Raw genomic sequence first — 23,666 nt, forward strand, 5'->3', positions numbered from 1 at the left:
GGCCTCCTATTCAGAACCGATAAATTGCGTTTCCGGCATTCCTTTGAGATCGCGAAGAAATTGTTGCATGGCAGAATTCAAGTATCTTCCTGACTTATATACTACGCCTACCGGATGAGTAATATCCAGTTCGTTCACTTTTACCATCTTCAATGAGCCATGTCGCAGTTCATCCGCAACAGACATTTTGGAAATGATCGCAACACCTAGATTTAACTCGACCATGCGCTTCACTTCCTCACTGCTAGACAACTCCATGACAATATGAGGCGAGACATCATAGGATTTGAAGATTTGATCGACGAAACGTCGACCCGCAGTTTCTGGGGAAAGCATAATAAACGGAATATTTCTAAGTTTCTCGATAGATAAATGCGTGAAACGACTAAGAGGATGATGCGTGGAGACGATGAGTTCAAAATTATCATAGTAAAGCACGGAAGTCTCTAAAGCTGGATTCTTCTCAAACAAATACGTGATCCCAATATCGATATGACCGTTTTCCACGGATGTCATGATCTGAGAAGAGGTCATGGAATGAATGGTCGTTTTAATCAGCGGGAATTGATCCTGGAAATAGGAAAGGACCCTCGGCAAGATCTGCATGGCAATGGAAGTCGTTGTGCCAATATGGATATGACCTTGAGGGGTTTGACTCAGATCGGAAAGACGCTGTTTCAGGTCACTCGTGATCCGTAATATTTTTTCCGCATGTTCCAAGAAAAGCTTTCCACTATCTGTTAAAGTAACAGGCTGATTACGATCAATGAGAATCGTACCGAATTCATCCTCAAGACTTTTTATTTGCGCGGAAACGGCAGGTTGGGTCAAGTTTAGAATTTCACCAGCTTTACGAAAGCTCATCGTCTTAGAAATCGTGAGCAGGGTTTCTAACTGGTTCATATTCATCAGATTACCTCCTGCAAGTTAGATGTAAGATCAAAGGTACAAATAAAATTTATCGAAATTGTAAAGGACATAAAAACCTTTTCTTACTTTATTATATGATAGGAAGTGCTAACTAGGCAACAAGGCGGGATAATTGCGGGTCTCTGAGCGTAAGCTACTGATGAATAGAAGCGAAGCGTATAACTGAAAATTATCTTTGCAAAATACTCAAATTTGAATATAATAATTTATGTAATTTAAAACATATCGATTAAGGAGACTCCACGTATGTCTTTATCTCGTAAATCAAATCCGACCGTGACGGTTGTAGCTTTGATGCTTGGGCTCTTGCTGGCTTCTCTAGATCAGACGATTGTATCGACTGCGATGCCAACGATTGTATCTAAGCTGGGCGGATTTAGCCAATTTGTTTGGGTATTCTCGGCCTATCTGATTGCCAATGTGGCGGCAATGCCCATCTTCGGTAAACTTTCGGATATGTATGGGCGTAAATTATTTTTCATTATTGGGATCGTCGTCTTTATGATCGGATCCGCGTTATGTGGAACAGCATCGTCGATGACACAGCTGATCATCTACCGTGCGATCCAAGGTATTGGCGGCGGTGCGTTGATGCCGATTACCTTTGCTATTATTTTTGACATTTTTCCTCCTGAGAAAAGGGGTAAAATGCAGGGCTTATTCGGCGCAGTTTTCGGTTTATCCAGTGTGCTTGGTCCTATTATTGGGGCTTACTTCACAGATCATGTGACGTGGGAATGGATTTTCTTCATCAATTTACCTCTAGGTATTATTTCTCTGATTATGATTATTTTCTCTTATCACGAGTCCGTGGAACATAGTAAGGCTAAGATTGATTGGGGCGGTACAGTTGTATTAACGGCAGCTATCGTTTCGCTCATGTTCGCATTGGAATTTGGCGGGAAAGAGTATGCTTGGGGTTCGATGCAGATTATTGGTTTATTTGCAGGGTTCGTTGTGCTGTTAGCAGGGTTTATTTTTATCGAGAAAAACGCTGCAGAGCCCATTGTACCGCTAGATTTGTTCAAAAATCGGTTATTTACTTCCAGCATGGGAGTAAGCTTTGCTTATGGAGCGGTTCTCATTTCGGCAGGGACATACATTCCTTTGTTTATCCAAGGCGTATTCGAAGGTTCTGCGACATCAGCTGGTTCGACTTTAACTCCTATGATGTTAGGTGTTGTTGTAAGTAGTGCATTAGGTGGTCGCTTCATCGGTAAATTCTCCTATCGGAATGTGCTTCTTGTATCCGTCGCTCTTCTTCTGTTGGCGACATCGCTACTTGGTGGCATTTCCATTGATTCTGAGAGATGGGTTATCACAACCTACATGATTATTCTCGGACTAGGTATTGGCGCATGTTTCCCAATCACGTCGATGTCTGCACTTCATAAAGTTGATTTCCGCCGCAGGGGGACGGTAACATCCTTGGTTGCTTTCTTCCGTTCTGTTGGTTYTGCCATTGGGGTAGCGATATTCGGGAGCATTCAAGTCAATGCTTTAAAAGACAACATTACCAAATCGTTGAATGACCCAGCTATGGCTGAGAAATTCCATGACGCGCGGATGTTGCTTCAACCCGAAGTGCGAGCGAATATCCCCAAAGAGGTATTGCATAAGCTTCTAACCGCATTAGCGGATTCGATTGCCGTAGTTTTCCAAACTACGATTGTTCTAGCTATACTAGGTCTCGCGTTCATTTTATTGATGGGAAATGCTAAACTAGAAGTTGGTAAAGCGCCTGTTAAAGGAGATGTACCAGTAGGACACTAGGAGGTTAACACAAATGTCGATGAAGCTGGTCATTCTCGGACTCTTAATGGAAGCCAATCGGCATACCTATGAGATTCGTCAAACGATGAAAGAACGAGGCATGGCGAATTATATGAAGCTGCAGGACGGTTCACTCTATTATGCCATGGATCAACTTCATAAAGATGGTCATGTGGAAGCGCTAGAAGTCGTGCGGGATACGAATCGGCCCGAGAAAACCATATATCAAATCACGGAAGCGGGTAAGCAAAAATTTCAAGAACTGTTGTCTCATCAATTGCATGAAGAGATCAAACATTATCATCCACTCTATGTGGCATTGCCTTTTACCGTTCATGGTGATCAATCTAAAATTGCAGATATACTTGAACATAAAATTTTGGAACAGAAAATGATCATGAATAAGATGAAAAGTTTGTACTACGAGCACTTAAACATCGTTCCACGCGTCGTCTTGCATATGATGGTCGGCAGCTATAAACGTGCTTTCACTGAGTTGAAATGGCTAGAAGAGCTGCAACAGGATGCCCGAGACGGTAGATTGCAGGAACGAAATACGGAGCTCGATGTGGATTGGGATCGGATCGATTGATGGAAGCCGCGGCTGCCCTTGGATACAAGGATGGCTACGGCTTTTATATCGTATTGTCACCTTTTCATCTGACGTTGAAATAAGAAGGTTACATATTTTAGTCGCGACTATCATTTTTTCCACACTCGCGGAAAGACGAAATAATGATAATCMGTTAGTAGCGGGTTTGGATATAACAAATGCACTCTTCTACATAAAACGGATATTGTTGGATTGAACGTTGAGCATTGATCAAGTTATAGTCATTCTGTGGGTTCATAACACCGACAAGATAATAGGGGAGTGGGATATTGATGAAAGCAAGAAGCAAATGGCTTGGGACAACAGCGCTTAGTTTATCGATTGTACTCGGGTTAACAGGTTGCGGACAATCGACAGAGCAGCCAAAAGCAAGCTCGCCGAATGCGGAAGCTACGAAAGAGGCTTCGAAAAAACAGGCGAATCTTGACTTCGTCTGGTTCTCGGACGGTAATGAAGGTGAAGTCATGAAAGGCTTGCTCAAGCAGTACGAAGAAAAGAATCCGAATATCAAAGTCAACCTAGTAGAGGTAGCTTTCGCGGATATTGGTACAAAGCTGAAGACGATGATCTCTGGCGGCAATCCTCCGGCGCTTGCTCGTATGACCGATACATCGACGTTCTCTAATCAGGCTTTGGACCTCACTCCGTATGTCGGTGATTTGAAAGCGTTTACCGGACAATTCATGGATACGTTGAAACCTTATTATGTGACGAAAGACAATAAAGTGATTGCGGTACCTCTTGACGTTACTGCAAATGGGTTAATTTATAATAAGACTCTCTTTAAGAAAGCCGGAGTATCCGTTCCGACCTCGCCAGATAACGTATGGACTTGGACTGAATTCGAAGCGGCATTGAAGCAAGTCATGGAGAAGGGCGGAGCTAAGTACGGTCTCGTTTGGGACTTCTCCACCCACAGATGGACGACGATGTTGTATCAATTCGGCGGCAGCCTGTTCTCTGCAGACGGTACGAAAGCTGCATTAAATTCTGACAATGCTGTTAAAGCAGTCGATTACTTTGCCAAATTGCACAAAGATGGCATCATGCCGACTTCGGTTTGGCTAGGCGGTGACAATCCCAATAACCTGTTCCGCTCCGGTACGGTAGCGGCTCACATGGCAGGCAACTGGGTGCTCGGCAACTATAAGACGATCGACACATTCGAGTGGGGCGTCACTTATATGCCGAAAGAAGCGACTCGTTCCTCTGTACCAGGTGGTAAGTACCTTATGGGCTTTAAKGGTTCCAAAGTAGAGAAGGAAACGGCAGATCTCATCAAATTCTTGTCGACGAAAGAAGCCAATGCCAAATATGCAACAGATTCGCTATTTATGAGCCCTCGGAAAGACAATGCCAAGCTTGACTATTCTTTTGGCAAAGATTTATTTGAAGTGTTCGCCAATGAGTTGGCCTCCACTCCTGCATCGGCGGGCGCAGACTGGTCGAACCCGCTGACGAATAAATTCCAAGCAGATTTGAAGACCGGTATTGTTGAAGTGCTGGGTAATAAGACAACAAGTAAAGCTATGCTGGAAAAAATGAATAAAACCGTTGATACGATTATTAGTGAAAATAAGTAGGCCTAACCGAAGGGGCTGAGCTCAGCCCCTTTCTCTTTTACGATAATAAGGAAGGAGACTGAACATGGATGGTATTGTAAAAAATGGGAAAAAGCTGTATGTTGGATTCAACAAGGACAAATTCAAGAGGGCAATCGCTCCTTACCTTTTCATTTTGCCGAACTTAATTATTTTCACAACCTTTATTGTGATTCCTGCGATATTCGGACTCATGTATTCCTTTGCCAAATATGACGGATTGAATCCGATGAAATATGTTGGAATGCGCAATTATGTCAAAGTATTTAATACTCCGGAATTTTGGAGTGCGCTTGGAAGAACAACACAATATGTCGTTGTCGCCGTACCACTTATCTATGTTTGTTCGCTCGCAATTGCAATGATACTTAGTCGTGAACTTGTCGGTAAAGGGTTCTTTCGTTCCGTCTTCTATTGGCCGACTTTAATCTCTTACATTATCGTGGGTTTGACTTGGAAGTGGATATTCAGCGATAGCTTCGGTGTCATGAATTATTTTTTGGGGTTATTAGGCATAGATCCCATTAACTGGCTTACTAATGCGTTCAATGCAAAAATGACAATTATCGTAGCGACCGTTTGGTCAAGGCTCGGTTTCTATATGGTAATATTTATTGCGGGTTTACAAGCGATTCCGCAGGACTACTATGAAGCAGCTATGATTGACGGTGCTTCGAAGACGAGATCATTCTGGAGTATTACATTACCACTGCTCAAGCCCACGAGTATTCTTGTCGTTATGCTCAGCGTAGTCGAAGCGTTTAAGGCTTACCCTCTGATGAAAGCTTTGACAGGCGGAGGTCCAGGGAAAGATACGACTTACGTCGTACAGTATATTTATCAGATTGGATTTGAGAAGCAGGACCTCGGATTAGCAAGCGCAATGTCTGTCGTACTACTTGTTATCATCGGAGTCCTTAGTATCATCCAATTGAAGCTGTCAAAGGGAGGAGCCATATCATGAAAACAAAAAGCCAGGTCCTCCTTTACGTTATGCTGATCCTACTTACAATCGTGTTTATTTTCCCAGTCCTATGGGTCGTTCTTTCCTCTTTCAAGGATAAGACAGATCTATACCAATGGCCGCCAGCTATTTTTCCAAGTCATTTTACATTAGAAAATTACGAGATTGCCTTTAACAAAGGTAAATTTGGGACTTACTTCTTGAACAGTATTTTTGTGACGGTCACTTCCACACTTTTGATGCTTCTCATAAACTCTATGGCCGGATTTGCGCTAGCCAAATACCGCTTTAAGGGAGATAGTATTCTTTTAGCTGGTTTTATCTCAACCTTAATGATTCCGCTGGAAGTGATTATGATTCCAATATTCAAAGTAATTAGCATGCTGGGGCTGTTTAATAGCTTATGGGGGATTATCATCCCACCGGCTGCTACGCCAACGGGTGTGTTCCTGATCCGTCAATATCTACTTTCTGTTCCCGATGAACTACTTGAAGCTGCAAGGATAGATGGGGCTGGAGAATGGAAAATATATTGGAAAATCATTTTGCCGCTTTCAAAACCGGTTTTATCTGTGTTAGCTATTTTCTCCTTTATGTGGAGATGGGATGACTTCTTGTGGCCGCTTATTGTCATCAGCGACCCTAGAAAGTATACAATTCAGCTTGCACTGTCCAATTTTATGGGCGAATACAACGTTGACTGGGGCAGCCTATTAGCCATGTCCGTCGTAACGATGATTCCGGTGCTTGCCGTATTCATTTCGTTCCAACGTTATTTTGTCAAAGGTATGGTTACTTCAGGTATGAAAGGATAAGATATTATGAGGCCCTGTTAATCTTGATTAAGGGTTGAAATATAATTAATGCACATTATACTAATGGATGGGACCTGCCTGCATAAGGAGGGACTATCCATTTTGTGATATTTAGATACGCTCTCTGAAATCGGGGTTGAGCTCATGAAAGTGCCAAAACGCTTTAATACGGTTTTCTATAAATTAATGTTTACGTACAGTATACTCCTGATCGTAACGATCTTCTTCGTTGGCATCGCGTCCTATTTCATTATTTCCAAGATTTTGAATGAAGAAGTAGAAAGAAGCGATAAGGAATTGCTGGCTTATGTAGAGACGATGTCCGAGCACACCGTATTCACAACAGTTGAGAAGCTGTTTCAAAAGCTTGTAATTCCCCATTACAAAACCGTTGATATGATGTCTTTCTTCAACGAAACTAATCTTGAGGACCGTATATCTGATGTCTACGATGCGCACCAATATTTGAAAGAAATCGTCGAGGGACAGTATAACGTGATTGACTCTATTGACTTTTACTTTAAAAAGAGTGATTCGATCGTTTCTTCCACACTAGCGCTTCACTCCATTCGCAATGATTTGGTGGACTCATGGATCAATGAAATTAGTCGTGTCAAGGATCAAACCCACTGGTTTGTAACGAAAGCCATTGATTCTAATGGACGCCAAATCAACGCAATCACTTATATCGGTGCATATCCCGTTGATGGGGAAGCAAACGCAAAAGGTTATATCGCCATTCATATTAATGAGATAGCGCTATCCAATGTCTTAAAACAATCAGTTAATCAGGATACACGTCAATTGTTTATTCTTACACCTAATGAAATCGTATCCAGGAGTGGGAATCTTCCCATCGATCTTTCCTTCATTGACAATATACGGAGCTACCCGGGCTCAGATGGACACTTGATTGACGATATTGACGGAATCAGCTCCATCGTTTCCTTTCATACGTTAGAATCGAGCGGATGGAAAATCGTACGGCTGACCTCTGTTGAGAAATTTTATGCGAAGAGCAAGTATATGAGAAATATGCTCATATTTATTGGTGCCATTGCTCTACTTATCGGCTATGGGATTTCAAACGTATTGACTTTCCGTATTTATCATCCCTTGAAGTCGATTGTGGACACGGCTCGTAGAATATTTGGAGATACTCCGGGAGTCGTGGCAGATACCGCAGGGTATTCCAATGAATACGCTCAAATTAATGCAATTATTAACAACCTATCTGTTAAAGTGACCAACTTGGAAATAACGCTTGAGAACAATATGCCACTGATCAAAAGCAAACTAATTCATGACTTGTTCCACGGAAATATCGACAACCATCAAGATCTAGCAGAGCGCTTTGAGCTTCTCAAAACGAATTTGCCAACAACACAGCAGTATTGTTTCGTGATTCTTGAACTGGACTATGAGTTCATGCATCATCTCAGCTTGGAAAATAGGCAGTTTATCATCTATAGCTTGATTGATTTGATCGAAGGATATGGTACATCCAAGGTGCATCATCTTGCCTGTGAATCATCATCACGTTATCGTATTGAAGTACTCATTTATTCGAGCGAGCCTGATCGAAATGAGATTGTAACATTAATTCATGAAATATCTGGTTATTTGGCTGCCAACTTTTTAGTGACCATAGTGGCTTTAGTAAGTCCTTGGCAGAAGGATCCACTGGAAATGGAGGTACTATATAAACAATCGGAGAAATTGTTTAAATACTCATACTTTCAACCGTCCCGGTCGGTGTTCTTTGTAGAGGAACTAATTGGCAGAGAGCAAAAGATTGGAGAAAACTTTGATGAGATTCTAGAGCAATTCGCTCGTGTGCTTAAAGGGAAGCGGCTGGAAGATGTCAAGGCTTCACTTCAATTATTCATGGAGATTGTTAAGACAGGAAGTTGTTCATCTGATTCCTATCATAAGTTGCTGCGAGATTTTGTTTATGTTTACTATCGCTTTGTAAAGGATATGAATTTAAGTACACGTGATATATTGACGCAGGAACTGTTCGCTGAATTCGAGAAAATCCGAAACGTGGATGAATTCGAAAGATGGAGCATAAACGTCATTGAAACGACGTTCAGCTTTATCGAAGTTAATACGAAAAGCAAGAGCTCGGATTTTATAAAAACGGTGAAAGATTTTATAACCACTCATTTGTCTGCAGAGTTATCTCTAGAGGCTGCAGCAGGTATCGTCTTCTTAAGTCCACGATATTTGAGTAAAATTTTCAAACAAGAGACTGGAGAGAACTTTGTTGATTTCGTGACGAAGGAACGTATGAACGCTGCAGCAAAGATGATTGTGTCCACAGACGAAACAATTGAGAATATCGCATTACAGGTTGGATATAGCAATCCGGCATATTTCACGAAACGGTTTAAAGAATCTTTCGGGGTTACACCGACGGCTTACCGAGCTCAACGGGAAATAAAGGATTAACGATTGAGAAAAAGAGGACAGGCTCGCAGTGTGTTCACTGTGAGTCTGTCCTCTTTAGCAACCAAGAGTAGGATTAGTTATCTCCATTCAGCTGCGCTATGAAATGCGGCAAATCCGTGCAGACCAAGTCCGGCGTCAAGCCAGCCGACGCCAGCTGCTCATGCACATTGTCTGGCGTCGCGACGCCCGTCAAGACAAGGGCAGTGCGGCACCCCGCCACCCTGCCTCCGCGGATGTCGGTGTGCACGTTATCGCCGATGACCCAGACATCGGCGGCAGGCAAACCGAGCCGCTCAATGGCATACGCCATGATGATCGGCGAAGGCTTCCCGATCACCACCGGCTCCACGCCGGAGGCGGCGGTGATCGCAGCTGCCAGGGAGCCAGCCCCTGGCATAAGCCCCCCATCCGACGGAAGCATCCGGTCGGGATTCGTTAAGACATAGGTCGCGCCATGCTTCAGATGGCGGACCGCTTCCGTCAGCTTCCCATAGGTGAAGCTGCGATCAATGCCTTGGACGACGTAATCCGGCGTCGTCTCGTCCAACGCGAAGCCGGCTGCGTCCAACGCAATCCGCAGGCCGTCTTCGCCGATCATATGCACGCGCCGGCCAGCGCGCTGCTCGGTCAAGTACTGCGCAGCCGCCTGCGAAGACGTATAGACGGCTGCCGCGGGTACCTCCATGCCGAGCGCTTGTAGATGCTCGGCAACCTGCTCGGGGGTGCGGGACGAATTGTTCGTCACCAAGAGGTAAGGCAATTGCTCCTGCTGGAGCCATTGCAAGAAAGCAGCGGCACCAGGGATTGGCTCGTGCCCTCTGTAAAGTGTGCCATCTAGATCGATTAGAAATCCGTTCATCCTGTTGCTTCTCCTTTAGATAGGTAAGTTGTTGTCGGCAGTGTGATCTCGACGATCGTACCCTCCGTAAGTTTAGAGCTAATGTTCATGAACCCACCGTGTGCTTCAATGATCCGAAAACAAACCATTAGGCCCAGTCCTGTTCCTTTTTCCTTTGTACTATAGAAAGGTTCTCCAAGCTTGGGAAGACGTTCAGGTGCAATGCCACAGCCCTGATCCACGAAACGAACAAGAATCTGATTGCCCGAACCTTTCAGCTCTGCATGAATGCGCAGACTCCCACCTTGCGACATCGATTCAATCGCATTTTTCATTATATTAATGAAGACCTGCTTGATTTGATTCTCATCACACATGACAGGGGGAAGCCCAGAGTCAACCTCTGCTTCAATTTCGATATTAGAGAGCAGTGCTTGTGGTTGAAGTAACTCTACCGTGCTCATGATGATCGTGTATAACGTACTAGTAACGAAGTGGGTAGCTTGTGGCTTGGATACAAACAAAAACTCATTCACAATGAATTCTATACGCTGCAGCTCTTTTTGCATAATTTCAATGTAATATTGCTCCTTGGCAGAGCTTGTCTTGAGCAGCTTGAGGAATCCTTTTAACGCGGTCAGCGGATTGCGGATCTCATGCGCAACACCAGCAGCCAGCTGTCCAACGGCAGATAGCTTATCTGATTTAATAAGCAATTCCTGCGTCTTCTTCAATTCGGTGATATCACTGAATGTAATGACGGTACCCAGCAACTGACCACCACCATCTAACATAGGACTGGACATGTACTCTACTGGAAAGCTGGTTCCATCTTTTTTCCAAAACAAATCTTCATTCATGATCGCGCCTTCACGTTGAAGCATCGTATTTACTGTCGCGTTATCCTCAGGAATGACCAAAGTTCCATCCTCATGAAGCGGCCGAATTAGGTTATGTATGCGTCTACCTAGCATTTCATCCACTTTCCAACCGGTGATGGCTTCTGCGGCTTTGTTCCAGAAAATAGTGCGTCCATTCGTATCAATGCCATAAATGCCTTCTGATACCGAATTGAGAATAAGTTGATTTTGCTTATAGAGCTTATCAATTTCTTTCTTCTGTTCTCTGATCTCGGTCAAATCTTTCAGAATAGCATACACCCCAATGATTTGGTTGCCCACCTTAGTAGGAACAAAAGTGACATTAGAAGGGATAGGGAAACCATTTTGATGTAAGAAAGAAGCATCGAAATTTTGGGGCGTTCCTTCTGAAGCTACTTGGAAATGGTGCAGCGTTTTGAGTAGATCAGGAGGATGGATCATTGGAAGAAACGAGGCAGATTTTGACGATTCTTCACCCAATCCGAGCAAGCTTTCAAGTCCATGATTCGAAGAAAGGATATCTCCATCCAAACTAAAGGAAATAATGGAATCAGGGTGGTTATCGAATAGTGATTTATATCGCTCAGCACTTTCCGAAATACTCGTTTCACGTCGCTTGAGTAACCGTATTCCTAATAGGATGAGTAACATAAATACGACGAACAAACCACTATCGATTGCGATGCTTGCCATGCGGTTATTTTGAAAAAAAGGCAGATGGTGCAAATAAATTAAATGAATACCGAAGATCGCTATGACGGCTATCAGGTAAATCGTGAATTTTTGGGTACTTGCAGGAGGGGGGTTCATCGTCATTGACTCTCATCTCTCCTTATTGGGATTCTCTTTCTTAGTTTAACAGGAATAGTTATTATTTTGTATAATTTACCATTGTTTTTGGATTTTAATTATTTGGAGGCATCGATACTAGGTTTCGACAATTTAAGTATGAAGGTAGAATTGTGGCATGTAACTGAGTAGATGGAACTATTTTTGTTAAATTGACAGTATACTTGTCCTAAAATATTATGTATAATGTTGAAAAAGGTCGTTTTTCTGTGGAACTTATTCACAAATGAGATCGGAGCGGAGCTATGAAGGCTGAGTACATTAATCCCTTTTTGGAGTCGGCTAGAATCGTCATCGAGCAAGTTGCTAACATTCGCCCAACGACAGGACAGCTCGGCATTAAAGACGTCAAATTTGTGGAAAAGTATATCTGGATCCAAATTGGTATGACTGGACAAATGGAAGGCGACGTCGTTTTCGGCTTGGCTGAAGATGTTGCTCTAAAAATGGTTTCTGCCATGATGGGCGGATTCGTCATCACTGAGATGGATGAAATGGGAAAGAGTGCCATTTCTGAATTGGGCAATATGATTAGTGGTAATGCGAGCACGATGCTCTTTAACCAAGGCGTTCGGGTCGACATTACACCACCGAAGTTAGTCCAATCTGCAACGGCAGCAGGATTTGTGCCGAAGAGAGCATTAACCATTCCTTTAATCATGGATGGCATTGGTGAACTAGACATTCAAGTGCTAATTACGTAATATAAGTAGAAACGTTGGAGTACCAGTATGATGGTAGCTCCATTTTTTTTGTGTATCGAAGGGGGTGGAATAAGTTGGAAATCAAGAACAAAGTCGTCTTGATTACAGGGGCTTCAAGTGGAATTGGAGCATTGATGGCGCAGCAATTTGCAGCTAAGGGTGCTATTCCTGTGTTGACGGCACGGCGTACGGATATGTTGAAACAAATTGCTTCGAGCTTGGCGGGGAAACACGCTGTCTACGCCATGGATGTTACACATACAGATGAGGTCAATCAAGTTGTGAGCCGCATCATCGCCGAGTTTGGGCGAATTGATATACTCATTAATAACGCTGGATATGGTATATTTGAATCATTTACGGAAGCGCCACTTGCTCATTTTGAAGAGATGATGGATGTGAATTATCTGGGGCTCGTGCGTTGCACGCAGGCAGTGCTTCCGCACATGTTAAAGGCAGGTAGTGGTCATATTGTCAATGTTGCCTCAATGGCAGGTAAAATTGGTTCAGCCAAATCAACAGCCTATTCGGCAACCAAGCATGCGGTGCTAGGATTCACGAATAGCTTGCGGATGGAACTAGCGAGAACAGGGGTATCCGTGACAGCGATTAATCCAGGTCCGATTGCGACACCATTTTTCGACAAGGCGGATCCGAGCGGTAATTATGTCAAGAACATCGCTTGGTTTATGTTAAAGCCGGACAAAGTAGTCAAAGAGCTCATTCATGCGATCGAGAAAAACATACCAGAGAAGAACCTGCCTTTTGTAGCGGGTGTTGGTATTAAATTATTTCATCTGTTTCCACGCCTTTTTAACAAGCTGGCATCCCATATCATGAATAAAAAATAAAGCGGCTCCCAATCACATTGGGGTCGCTTTTTCTCTGCCTTTGCTACGTTTCGGATGAATCAGACTTCGCTGCTTGCTTCGCTTGATTTAGTGCGCGGATTTCTTCGAAAATCTTTCGCATTTCTGCCTTGCCCTCAGGATGAGATTGATTCCAGTGGGAAGCGAGTGCGGGTAGTGCCTTGTGAACATGATTGAAGAAAGCCCATATTTTGATTTTCTCGATCATTTCTGGGGAAGTATCACCTGTAATAAGTTCTGCGGTCTTGGCGACCAACGTGTTAAAATCGTTTTCGAAATTGGTAGGCATGCACGTCATCCCTTCGGATGGAAATAGAATAGTTGGAGCACTTTTAGTTTAATAGATGGAGATGAGGCTGTCAAAATGTCGCGAAGTATTCTGCCTTCAAGATGTAATGCATCCTCGTGAAGGGAAAATTTTTCATGTTATTTTAACGGTAACGATTGTTTACTCCCCTTTTTTAACCTAAAATAAGGTAGATAACCGATGGGTCTTTTTACCTGTAGGCTAGGGGGGATAAAATGAAGTCACTGAGAGAGATATTTAACAGGGACTTTAATACATTAGATAAAGGGTTGCAGGAACAAATTTATAAAGAATTTTACTTGCTMGTTTATCCGATGATTAATTTTATTTTGAGAGATCACGCTGCCGTGGAGGACATTATCCAGGAAGCCTTTCTCCGTGCTGTTCACAAAGCCCCTTTATTAACGGAAATTGATAAATATGAGGGCTGGCTCAAGAGACTTACGCGGAACGTGACTCTCAATCATTTGCGCAAACATAGACGTAACCGTGATGAACTCGAGACAGAGGTATTGTTTTCCTTAAAGGAGTCAGCTCCAACTTCGGATTATTCGGCTGCGCCAGACGTAGAGGTTGAAATGAAAGTCATGAGAGAAGCCGTTATTGCTTATATCAATCAACTTAATCCTTCTTATAGACAGATTATCGCTATGAAATGGATTCATAATTTATCTTATAAAGATATGGCTAGTGAACTTTGTGTGACCGAAGGCGTTGTGCGACAAAGGCTTTTTCGTGCACGGGATGCGATTAAACAGAAGTTTTTGGACGAATGGGGATCAGATAGATAGAGGGCGGCGTCTGCATATTTGTTTGCTGAGGCACTCTAGCATATAATATGGGCATGAGGTTGGAAGAGAAAAGGGGTATATCGTATTGAGCACGAGTTTCGAACAGCTGCAGATTGCACAGGCTTATTTAGATAAATTACAAGAATTAGGGATTGGTGAGCCAACACCGATTCAAGCGGAAGGTATTCCAGTTCTCCTGCAAGGGAAAGATGCGATTATTCAATCCCAGACAGGAACGGGTAAAACCCTAGCTTATTTGCTGCCTGCCTTGGAGCGAATTGATCCAACACAGAAACAATTGCAAGTCATAGTTATTGTCCCTACGCGAGAGTTGGGCATGCAGATCATGCAGGAAATTGAGAAATTGACTAGCGGGGGGCCTATTCGTTCGCAATCCTTAATCGGTGGAGCGGCTGTTGCCAGACAGATCGAAAAGCTGCGCCTTCACCCGCATATCGTAGTTGGAACGCCTGGACGATTGTTGGAATTAATGAAAGTTCGCAAGCTTACGCTGCATCATGTGAAAATGGGCATTGTTGATGAAGTTGACCAAGTGTTTGAACTTGGCTCTATGCAGGATGTAGAAGCGGTACTCAAAGGTATGCTTCGCACGAGTCAAATGGTGTTTGTTTCGGCGACTATTCCTCAAAGTACGGAGCAAGCAGCAGGCAGGTGGTTGAAGGATCCGGTTATTATCAAAATAAACCCCTCCCAGCGTACGGCTGAAACGTTGGAGCATCACTATGTCGTGTGTCAGGAACGTGAAAAGATTGACACACTCCGAAGACTTGTTAGGATGATAAAGCCGACTTCAGCGATTGTCTTCATTAATGTAACTGATGATATTGCACAAGTCGTTGGTAAGCTTCAATACGTTGGGCTTTCTGTTGAAGCTCTATATGGAGAAGCGAGCAAGCAGGATCGTGCCAAAGTGATGGGCAATTTCCGTGAGGGGAAATTCCAATTATTGTTGGCAACTGACGTTGCAGCCAGAGGACTTGATATTGAAGGTGTGACGCACGTATTCCATCTGGATGTGGCGACGAATGCAGAGTATTACCTGCACCGTGTAGGTCGGACAGGCCGGATGGGCCGTGAGGGGACTTCGATTTCTATCGTGACCTCGAGAGAGCTCTTCATCATCGAGAAATTCGAGAAACAGCTCGGCATCACGATCGAGCCGAAGGCCATGTACGAGGGCCGGTTAGTTGACCCGGCCCAAGATCGCAGCGCGGCTACGATGCGCAGCCGCCGTGAAGCTGCGCGCCCAAGCGCAGCACCTTCGCGCAGCGGCTCCGCCGGCGCGCATGAGGCTGCCGCGCCTGCGGGCGCGGTGCGTGTAAGTGCCGCGGCGCCTGACGCGCGCGGCCAGCAGGGCGCTGCTCCGGCGAAGCCGGCAGCGCAAGGGAAGACGGCCGCCGCAGGCAAGGCCGTCAGCAAAGCGCAACGCGAGCGCGATCGCAAGAGCAAGGGCGCTCCGCGCTGGCTGAAAGAGAAGCAGCAGAATAAAGATGAGTAGCGCGCTTCCTCGCGAAGCCTACTACTCATGATCTGCGAGGTGTATTGGCATGCTGAAGAAAGTTACGATCACACTCCTGATGCTGGCTGTCATCGCCGCGGTGATGCTATTCATCATCATTCAGTATGTGAAACCAACAAAGTCGCTAGATCTACAATATAAAGAGATCGCCATAAGCAGCAAAATTGCAGAAATGATCCTCTCCCGAAAACTCGACGTGCGGCTTTCGGAAGAGGAAGTTAATCATTTGCTCAAAAAGCAGTTAGCCTCGCACAGCACACTGCCGCATGACTTTCGGATGGAAGGTGCAGAGTTGGATCTGCAGGGTGCTAGGGTTGAGGCGGATGTAAACGTAAGGTGGCACGATCGGATTCCAATTGGTGCTCACACGACATTCACATTGGCATGGGATCCACCTAACTTGGTCATTCAGCATGTGAATACTCAAATCCGGAATTGGCAACTGCCTAGCGAGTGGCTTCAACTAGCTCCGATTGAAATTCCATTGCAATCTTACTTACCTAAATTAATTGGCATTAAAAATGTTGTGTTTGAAGACAATGCGATTCTCATTCAACTAAAGCCATTTCAGTAAAACGAAAGACCCTTCAATTCCACCTAAGTGGATGTGAAGGGTCTTTTGCTTTTTGGATTGTTCTCCACCCACTACACCCCGTCTGGCACAGTAGCTGTAATTTCTACAGTTAATTTCACTAGTTTAACGGAAATTTAGCAAGTAGATGGATTTTATGCAGTTAATTTACCCCGAAAAGGTTAGATTAGTCGTTTTGGCGAAAATTACCTACATATTTTCCATCTAATTGGAATTTGGAGCGAAAACTTCAAAAAACAGCTGTAGTTTATCCAGTTAATTTGCACCCAACACAGGAGCCTGCCATCTACGTGTATACATAATAATGCCAAACACAACACACATGCTAATCAGTACAAACCAGATCGAGACACCTACATGGAAGTGATCCATACCCCAACCAACACCAAGCGGCAAGATAGCTCCGCCTAAACCACCAGAGGCAATGAGCGCACTCGTCGTTTGCTCTGTACGTCCTGGCAACAGTTGATTCGCATAAATAAGGGCAACGGCGAACATACCTGACATGAATAACCCAAGCAAGAGGATCACGGCAAAGCTACTCCAAAGATTCGTGCTAAAAACCCATACGATTACGGTGATTAAGCTTAAAGCGAACGAGAAAGCTAAGTATTTGAAATAGGTCATCTTCTCAGCTAGTGCACCCGCGAATAAGCGACCCACAACCATGGTTAACCAATAAGCGGTCACACCGAGTGTAGAGACAGAGCTTGAAGCCTGTAGCTGGTCCTTAAAGATCGACGGTAAGAAATTTACAATCGTATTTTCCATGCCGCAATACAAGAAGAATACGGTCATAAGTAAGCATAAAAAAATGAACGATTTTTTAGAAAGTACAGGAACTCGATCTGCTTTCTGCGAACGATCCGCTTTATGTGCAAGTAATTCATCATGCTCGCCTAAGGATAGCTTTGACCAAATGATGCCTGTTGCAAGAGCACTTAGTCCGAGCAGCATAAAGGCGAATTTCCATAGCCCATTTGCAATGAGTAAACTGGATACAAGCGGCATGAATAAGGCGCCAAGTCCAAAGAATACCTCAAGCTTACTGAAAGCAACAGCTTGTTGATCTTTGGCAGCCATGAGGACAAAGGTGCTGATACTAGACTCCACAAGTCCAAAGGAGATACCAGCAATGAATGTCAGACCTACGACCATTGGCCAAGGGGGCAACAACCCTATAGCCAGCATAGCGATAAAGAGTAAACAAAATGCCATTGTAATTGTGCTTCGACGACTGATGGTACGAATGAGTGTAGGCATAGCAAGCACACCAAGCATGAAACCTCCAAATTGCAAAAAGACGAGCATGCCGCCACCACTGTAGCTTCGTCCGTAATGGGCTAGTAGTTCAGGTAACACCGCGCCAAAAATTACGTGCGTGCAGCCTGTTAACAAGTAGGAGAGACAGCCCATAATTAATAATCTTTTCATAATGTGGCGCTTCCTTTACGTTCAGTCGTAAACTTTTCATTATAAGTTAATACATGGGCAATCGCTTCGGAAACAGAGCTCACCGTATTCGAGGCAACTTTTTTCACATCAGAATGAGCTGTGTGCATGGCGAAGCTATGCGGAGTAATACCGAACATTGAGACATCATTAAAGGAGTCTCCAAAACAAGCGATCTCTTCAGGTTTTAATCCCAAGTGGGCAAGAAGTGTAAGGAGGGAGCTGCCTTTGGAAACTTGGTGAGGCATGATATCGAGGCAATCTGTATCAGCCATATAGATATCCAATTGATCAGCGAGCTCTTTTTCTAACAGCGACTTGATCTCAAGTAAATCGTCTTCCTGCCCGAATAGTGAGAATTTACAAATCGGAAACTCATCCTTCAGGGATTGTTCCATCTCGCTTTTGACGATAAAAGGTTCGAACATTCTCTTCTGAATCTCGTCCGAAGCGGGACTCAAGCGCTCAATATAATTGGCACTTCCGGAGCATATAAACTTAACTACATCGAAAGATTCGATGAGTTGATACACTCGGTGGGCAATGGAAGGCTCAAATAGCTTCGCTTGCAGAAGCGCACCATCTATCAAATGGATGAAGGCACCATTTTGGGAAACAGAATGAGCTTGATGATTGATATCTTGAAGTACTCTCTGCATCTCCGAATTCATTCTACCAGAGGCCAGACAAAGCATTATTCCTGCGTCTCTCACTTGTTGTAGAGCTTTCAGCTCCCGTTCCGTGACTTTCTTATGATGGTCAAGCAGCGTGCCGTCCAGATCGCTTACGATTAGTTTAATCATGTTGTTCTTCTCCTCCTGCTAGTACAATTTCAACCTCACTGGCCAGTAAGCGCTCTTTCATTTCCTCGCTCAGCGCTTGATCCGTTACCAGAATATCAATACTTTCAAATCCTACGACACGATGGAACAGACGCTTGCCGAATTTCGAATGATCTGCGAGAACGATCACTTGATCAGCATGCTCCATCATCGCTCTTACTAAATAACAATCTTCCTCATTGGGGGCGGATAGCCCATTTTCGGAAATGCCGCAAGTGCCAATGAAAAGCTTATCGACGTGATACTCGTTTAACATTTCAATCGCCTTAGCCCCGTAGACACTATGTTGCTTATTATCTAGCACACCACCAAGCATATGAATCGTAATACCATCTTTACGAGTAAGGATAGCGGCAGTTTGAATGGAACTTGTGATGACAATGTTGTTTTTAGAGGCCAGGGCAGTAGCTGCATGCAGAACAGTTGTTGAAGCATCCATCATCAGATAATCGCCATCTTGAACGAGGGTTGCAGCTGTTTTACCTATCGTCAGTTTCGAAGAGGATTCCTCTTGAAGGCGCTGATCATAATTGCCGACCTCTTTAGAAAGTGTGGGAAGAATTGCACCACCTCGCGTACGAACGATGGATCCTTGCTCCTCTAATTTGACCATATCCCGCCTAGCCGTATCGCGAGAAACTTCATAGAGCTCACAAATCAGATCTACGGAGATACGCTTATTTGATTTTAAGTATTCAAGGATGGAAAAGAGTCGTTCTTCTTGAAACAAAGATGATAACCTCCTTTACTTAAGCGTTTGTAAGTGAATATAAGTATATTACTTATTGTATACGCATGTTGCTTGGCTTTCAATCCTTTTTTGAAAAGAAAAACCGTGCTCACTCGTTACTTGAACGAGGACACGGTCAATAATATCTATATGTCATTTAACGGCTGGTTTTTTACGTGTTTGAACATAGCTAGGATAAGTGATTTCGCCAGTATCCAGTTTGCGAATTTCCTCTTCATTCCAACCCGTGATCTTGTTGGTTCCTGTTACGCCAGTTAGTTTGATTTGATAACGAGTAGCTAAGTACGTTTGGAGCTTCAGCATGTCTTCGGGCTTAATTTCGCGAAGTTTCTGCTTGCCATGAAGCTGGCCCAAGATGACACCGATGGACTCTGCGGCCAAACTCGTGTTTGGCTGAATACGTGTGCTGCCGTATGCGATCGCGGAGGAACCAACATTTTTTCCTGCTGCTATGACATTTTCATAATTTTTCAGTAAAAAGCTGCGAAGCGGCATGCCGTATTTGTCAGGGCGTCCCATCTCAATTCCCCATTTGTTGGCACTCGTACCCTGGAGATCAAGCGGATAACCGCCAATACTGACATTGTCCCAGAACATCGTACCTGCGAGGAGATCAGATGGTTTAAGAGTGTAATCCATTTCGTAGTGATTATATTCTCGAATATAAGGGTAAGTTGGCAGTTCGCCTAGTTCAGCTTTCTCCCAGCCTGGTAATGTTTTACGGAAATGCTGCAAGATCAGGGCAGTTTCCTTATTTCCCAAATAGACTGCTTCTTGCACAGACGCCGGCTTGGCAGGATCCACAGTATAGACTAGCAACGCATTAATGAGGACTTCGCCATCACGTTGATTCACGGCATTCAAACCTCTAAGGAAAACACGATTATTAGAAGGATGATACGCCTTCGTCATGCCGCTAAGCCCAATAGCGAAACTATCGCTGACACTTCCACCTCCGAATTGCTTCGATCTGTCCTCTGGCTTTAATGCATTGAAGGTCGTATTGAACTTCTTCCAATCTACGTTTTTAAACTTCATCATCATGCCTGCGCTCATGTACTCAATATCTTTTTGCCCATAGAATTTCTCAAGACCTGGTAGACGTTTAGCATCCAAGCGGCTCATTAATGCGGCAAAATCACTGTTATCTACCCAATAGGAGGCCGTAATTTTCTTAATTTCATTTTTATTGGTTTTATATAGGATGGATGGGATTTTGTGCATAAAATCAGGTGTTTGAATTTGTTCAACCTCTTGAATCGTGATGCCTGACTCAATCGGGATATCTTTACTTAACTTGTCCATGTATGTCGTGAATTCAGAAAGTTTTCGGATCTTAGCGTTTCGGAAGCCATCGAATAGTTCTTTAGCGCGGCCCTGTACGAGTAAATGTCCTTGTTCATCTCGTGTTTCATCTAGAAACAACATCTGACTTTGAAGGATTTGACCGCCGAAGGCTTGATGGGGATCTAATATTTTCACTTTGAGACCTTCATCCATGGCAGCGCGGGCCAAATAGAGGCCTTCAAGCTCACTACCAATTACAACAACATCTACGTTTTCAGTTGGATATGTGGCAACGCTCGCTATTTTCGTATCTGGACTGGGTACGGCTGAAGGTACTTCGCTCACTTGAGGGGTATCTTGGTGGGTAACAGTTGGAACTACAGCGGTTACGTTCATGCTTCCTTGTTTGAACCAAATCTTGCTGAATGAGAAGGCTGATACAACAATTAGGAGTACAGCCAGAGCAATAACGAGCTGAACTCGCGGGTTTCGTAAGCGCATACATAAGCTCCTTTAGCGTTAAACTATATGGTCTAAGTTTAGCAGTTTCAGGGTGGATTTAATAGACTTTGCGAATTGATTCTGAAAGATTTACAACCTGCACCCCCAAAAACTGACAAGCATTGGCGAATCCTTGTAGCATAACCAGGAACCCTTCGCGAAGGCTCCATCTTAATCTTATGTATAAACCATAAAATGACTAAGGGAGAGATTTTAAAATGAAAAAAAACCTAATGAAAAAATTCGTAGCAACAGGTCTTGTTCTAACTATGGTAGCAGGTGGCGGAACTGCCGCATTTGCAAATGGAAGTAAAAATGATGATCGTGGTAAAGGTAACAATAACAATAGCTACACGCAAAAATATGATAACAATAAATTTGACTCCAAAGGAAACACAAACATTACCATTAACATTAATTTCAACGATATGAAAAATTCTCAGTGGGCAATGCGCTACATTGCAAGCCTAGCATCCAAACGTGTTTTTGAAGGATATGAAGATGGAAGCTTTAAACCAGAGAAAACAGTAACTCGTATTGAAGCGATTACAGCTGCTGTTCGTTTGATGGGATTGCGTGAGCAAGCCGAGTCCGATGCTGAAAAGCAAACAAAATTGAATTTTAAAGATGCGGATAAAATTCCAGCATGGGCAGTAGGTTATGTTGCTGTAGCTCTTGAGAACGACCTGTTCACAGAGAGTGATGACAGTGTTAAACCTAATGAAGATGCAAACCGTCTATGGGCGACTACACTTCTAGTGAAAGCATTGAAATTAGAAGCAGAAGCAAAAGCAAACATGACAAGCACACTTACATTTAAGGATGCGAAGCAAATTCCAGCTGGATCTGTTGGTTATGTGAAAGTAGCTGTTGATAAAGGCTTAATCGACGGTTTTGAAGACAACACATTCAAACCAAATCAAAGCGTAACACGTGCGCAATTGGCAGCTCTTCTAGATCGTACAAACGAGCAATTGCCTGGCGAAGATCAAAACTCAAACACAGGAACTGTAAATGCAGCTGTGTACAACAATGTTCTTTCCCTAACGAAGAACGGTACAACTACTGTGTATAACTTGCACCCAGATGCTTTCGTTTTGCGTAATGGCGTGAAGGTAGCTGCAACTGAAATTGCTGTTGGCGATACAGTTAAAGTACGTACATTCAACAATACTGTTGTATTTGTAGAAGTAACAGGTAATGCACCTGTAAACACTTCATTCGACATCTTGGGTACATTGACTTCAACAACAATTAACGCTCAAGGTAAAATTGCAACAATCACGATCACACAAAATATCAATGGCGTTGATCAATCAACTACATACAATGTGTCTTCGACTTTCGCTTTGACGGGGAACCTAGCTAACTTCTCAGCAGGTCATGTGATTCAGCTTAAAGGCCAAAATCAATCCGTTACTACAATTGACGTTAAATAAAGCTAATAAGTTGCATTCTTACTATAGATATATAAAGAGATGAAAAAGGTTAGATTCCCACAACAAGCTCCTTGCATAAATTCGCAGGGGGCTTGTTGTACATTAAATTGTATAAATTGGAAAGGTTAATGGGAAACTATGCTATATCAGGAGAGGAGATGGTTAGGATGGAAGAAAGTTTAATGGATACGTTCAAGAGGTATTATGCTGATTATCGAGGCGCAGAGGGTGTTGATCAAAGTTTTACGGATGCTTATCAGGCTATGGCCTTCCACGTCATTAATCAGACAGAGCACTATGTGCAGCAGGGTAATCTTCATGAGATTCAGAATCTAATTCGTGAGTTCAAGGAAATTGGTCTTGCGACTTCTCCGAGCAATGATTCATTGAAAGAGCAATTTGAGCAAGAACTTGTGGTGCAAGAGTTAAATCGATATTCTTTTTAAAAAGGTATTGCATTATCCAAATACCCATGGTATATTACTGGTCCGGCCAAAACGAGCCGCAAATTTTATCGGAATTTGTAGAAATAAAGCTTGCATTTGGTTGGATGAATATGCTATATTGTAATTCCTGTTCGTGAGAGCGGATTGGAAAAGAAAGAAATTGATCTTTGAAAACTGAACAACGAGTGAGTAAGCACAGTCGAGCAATCGACTATAAAAGAGATTGCAAAATCTCGCTAGCTTCAAATGAGCAAGTCATCTTTCTACTATGGAGAGTTTGATCCTGGCTCAGGACGAACGCTGGCGGCGTGCCTAATACATGCAAGTCGAGCGGGTTTATCCTTYGGGRTAAGCTAGCGGCGGACGGGTGAGTAACACGTAGGTAACCTGCCTTTAAGACTGGGATAACTATCGGAAACGATAGCTA

The 23,666-nt window shown here is 43.6% G+C and carries 21 protein-coding genes and 1 rRNA gene; 14 read left to right on the forward strand and 8 right to left on the reverse strand.

Annotated features, from left to right (window positions below; all coding sequences use genetic code 11):
• Positions 1 to 6: 6 nt before the first annotated feature.
• On the reverse strand, positions 7 to 909 hold the full coding sequence (locus AB4114_RS12275) for a LysR family transcriptional regulator (protein ID WP_056613689.1): 903 nt from the start codon (positions 907 to 909) through the stop codon (positions 7 to 9).
• Between the two features lie 267 nt (positions 910 to 1,176).
• Here AB4114_RS12275 and AB4114_RS12280 point away from each other — a divergent pair, with 267 nt between their 5' ends.
• The 6 genes from AB4114_RS12280 (at position 1,177) to AB4114_RS12305 (ending at position 9,150) form a co-directional block, all read left to right on the forward strand.
• A complete protein-coding gene (locus AB4114_RS12280; protein ID WP_441988712.1) occupies positions 1,177 to 2,703 on the forward strand; it encodes an MDR family MFS transporter in 1,527 nt (508 codons plus the stop codon).
• Between the two features lie 13 nt (positions 2,704 to 2,716).
• Complete coding sequence (locus tag AB4114_RS12285; protein WP_441988713.1) at positions 2,717 to 3,295, forward strand: PadR family transcriptional regulator; 579 nt, start codon at positions 2,717 to 2,719, stop codon at positions 3,293 to 3,295.
• Positions 3,296 to 3,588: 293 nt separating this feature from the next.
• Positions 3,589 to 4,899 (forward strand): ABC transporter substrate-binding protein, encoded by a 1,311-nt coding sequence (locus tag AB4114_RS12290; protein ID WP_441988714.1) that lies wholly within the window; start codon positions 3,589 to 3,591, stop codon positions 4,897 to 4,899.
• Positions 4,900 to 4,963: 64 nt separating this feature from the next.
• Complete coding sequence (locus AB4114_RS12295; protein WP_441988715.1) at positions 4,964 to 5,881, forward strand: carbohydrate ABC transporter permease; 918 nt, start codon at positions 4,964 to 4,966, stop codon at positions 5,879 to 5,881.
• Positions 5,878 to 6,696 carry a carbohydrate ABC transporter permease gene (locus AB4114_RS12300; protein WP_441988716.1) on the forward strand — a complete coding sequence of 273 codons (819 nt, stop codon included), beginning with the start codon at positions 5,878 to 5,880 and terminating at the stop codon, positions 6,694 to 6,696. The genes AB4114_RS12295 and AB4114_RS12300 overlap by 4 nt, the downstream gene beginning before the upstream one ends.
• Positions 6,697 to 6,840: 144 nt before the next feature.
• Positions 6,841 to 9,150, forward strand: coding sequence for a helix-turn-helix domain-containing protein (locus AB4114_RS12305; RefSeq protein ID WP_441988717.1), 2,310 nt, complete (start codon positions 6,841 to 6,843; stop codon positions 9,148 to 9,150).
• Between the two features lie 73 nt (positions 9,151 to 9,223).
• Here the strand turns inward: AB4114_RS12305 and AB4114_RS12310 are convergent, their stop codons facing one another.
• Entirely contained in the window at positions 9,224 to 10,009 is a 786-nt protein-coding gene (locus AB4114_RS12310) for a TIGR01457 family HAD-type hydrolase (protein WP_441988718.1), read from the reverse strand.
• Positions 10,006 to 11,685: a PAS domain-containing sensor histidine kinase gene (locus AB4114_RS12315; RefSeq protein ID WP_441988719.1), complete on the reverse strand. Its 1,680-nt coding sequence runs from the start codon at positions 11,683 to 11,685 to the stop codon at positions 10,006 to 10,008. The genes AB4114_RS12310 and AB4114_RS12315 overlap by 4 nt, the downstream gene beginning before the upstream one ends.
• Positions 11,686 to 11,963: 278 nt before the next feature.
• On the opposite strand from AB4114_RS12315, the gene AB4114_RS12320 reads away from it, so the two are divergent.
• Positions 11,964 to 12,422, forward strand: coding sequence for a chemotaxis protein CheX (locus AB4114_RS12320; protein WP_056613703.1), 459 nt, complete (start codon positions 11,964 to 11,966; stop codon positions 12,420 to 12,422).
• A 74-nt stretch (positions 12,423 to 12,496) separates the two neighbouring features.
• The gene (locus AB4114_RS12325) at positions 12,497 to 13,273 is read left to right on the forward strand and encodes an SDR family NAD(P)-dependent oxidoreductase (protein ID WP_441988720.1); all 777 of its coding nucleotides are present in this window, start codon (positions 12,497 to 12,499) and stop codon (positions 13,271 to 13,273) included.
• A gap of 43 nt (positions 13,274 to 13,316) precedes the next feature.
• Here the strand turns inward: AB4114_RS12325 and AB4114_RS12330 are convergent, their stop codons facing one another.
• Positions 13,317 to 13,580, reverse strand: a complete 264-nt coding sequence (locus AB4114_RS12330) for a DUF2573 family protein (protein ID WP_441988721.1) — start codon at positions 13,578 to 13,580, stop codon at positions 13,317 to 13,319.
• Between the two features lie 233 nt (positions 13,581 to 13,813).
• On the opposite strand from AB4114_RS12330, the gene AB4114_RS12335 reads away from it, so the two are divergent.
• The 3 genes from AB4114_RS12335 (at position 13,814) to AB4114_RS12345 (ending at position 16,503) form a co-directional block, all read left to right on the forward strand.
• A complete protein-coding gene (locus AB4114_RS12335) occupies positions 13,814 to 14,389 on the forward strand; it encodes an RNA polymerase sigma factor (RefSeq protein WP_171631800.1) in 576 nt (191 codons plus the stop codon).
• A gap of 85 nt (positions 14,390 to 14,474) precedes the next feature.
• Entirely contained in the window at positions 14,475 to 15,908 is a 1,434-nt protein-coding gene (locus AB4114_RS12340; protein WP_441988722.1) for a DEAD/DEAH box helicase, read from the forward strand.
• 49 nt (positions 15,909 to 15,957) lie between these two features.
• The gene (locus AB4114_RS12345) at positions 15,958 to 16,503 is read left to right on the forward strand and encodes a hypothetical protein (RefSeq protein WP_441988723.1); all 546 of its coding nucleotides are present in this window, start codon (positions 15,958 to 15,960) and stop codon (positions 16,501 to 16,503) included.
• A 273-nt stretch (positions 16,504 to 16,776) separates the two neighbouring features.
• Here AB4114_RS12345 and AB4114_RS12350 read toward each other — a convergent pair whose 3' ends face one another.
• The 4 genes from AB4114_RS12350 to AB4114_RS12365 all read right to left on the reverse strand — a co-directional run bounded on the left by AB4114_RS12350 (position 16,777) and on the right by AB4114_RS12365 (position 21,354).
• Positions 16,777 to 17,955: an MFS transporter gene (locus AB4114_RS12350; RefSeq protein ID WP_441988724.1), complete on the reverse strand. Its 1,179-nt coding sequence runs from the start codon at positions 17,953 to 17,955 to the stop codon at positions 16,777 to 16,779.
• A complete protein-coding gene (locus AB4114_RS12355) occupies positions 17,952 to 18,776 on the reverse strand; it encodes an HAD family hydrolase (RefSeq protein WP_441988725.1) in 825 nt (274 codons plus the stop codon). The genes AB4114_RS12350 and AB4114_RS12355 overlap by 4 nt, the downstream gene beginning before the upstream one ends.
• The gene (locus tag AB4114_RS12360) at positions 18,769 to 19,545 is read right to left on the reverse strand and encodes a DeoR/GlpR family DNA-binding transcription regulator (protein ID WP_441988726.1); all 777 of its coding nucleotides are present in this window, start codon (positions 19,543 to 19,545) and stop codon (positions 18,769 to 18,771) included. The genes AB4114_RS12355 and AB4114_RS12360 overlap by 8 nt, the downstream gene beginning before the upstream one ends.
• Positions 19,546 to 19,698: 153 nt before the next feature.
• Positions 19,699 to 21,354, reverse strand: a complete 1,656-nt coding sequence (locus AB4114_RS12365) for an FAD-dependent oxidoreductase (RefSeq protein ID WP_441988727.1) — start codon at positions 21,352 to 21,354, stop codon at positions 19,699 to 19,701.
• Between the two features lie 218 nt (positions 21,355 to 21,572).
• On the opposite strand from AB4114_RS12365, the gene AB4114_RS12370 reads away from it, so the two are divergent.
• The 3 genes from AB4114_RS12370 to AB4114_RS12380 form a co-directional block, all read left to right on the forward strand.
• A complete protein-coding gene (locus AB4114_RS12370) occupies positions 21,573 to 22,793 on the forward strand; it encodes an S-layer homology domain-containing protein (RefSeq protein WP_441988728.1) in 1,221 nt (406 codons plus the stop codon).
• Positions 22,794 to 22,960: 167 nt separating this feature from the next.
• Positions 22,961 to 23,239 carry a hypothetical protein gene (locus AB4114_RS12375; RefSeq protein WP_236288685.1) on the forward strand — a complete coding sequence of 93 codons (279 nt, stop codon included), beginning with the start codon at positions 22,961 to 22,963 and terminating at the stop codon, positions 23,237 to 23,239.
• A 265-nt stretch (positions 23,240 to 23,504) separates the two neighbouring features.
• Positions 23,505 to 23,666: ribosomal RNA gene (locus AB4114_RS12380) — 16S ribosomal RNA — on the forward strand; the annotation flags it as partial.

Origin of the sequence: Paenibacillus sp. 2RAB27 (genome assembly GCF_052115445.1) — a bacterium.
Lineage (GTDB): Bacteria > Bacillota > Bacilli > Paenibacillales > NBRC-103111 > Paenibacillus_E.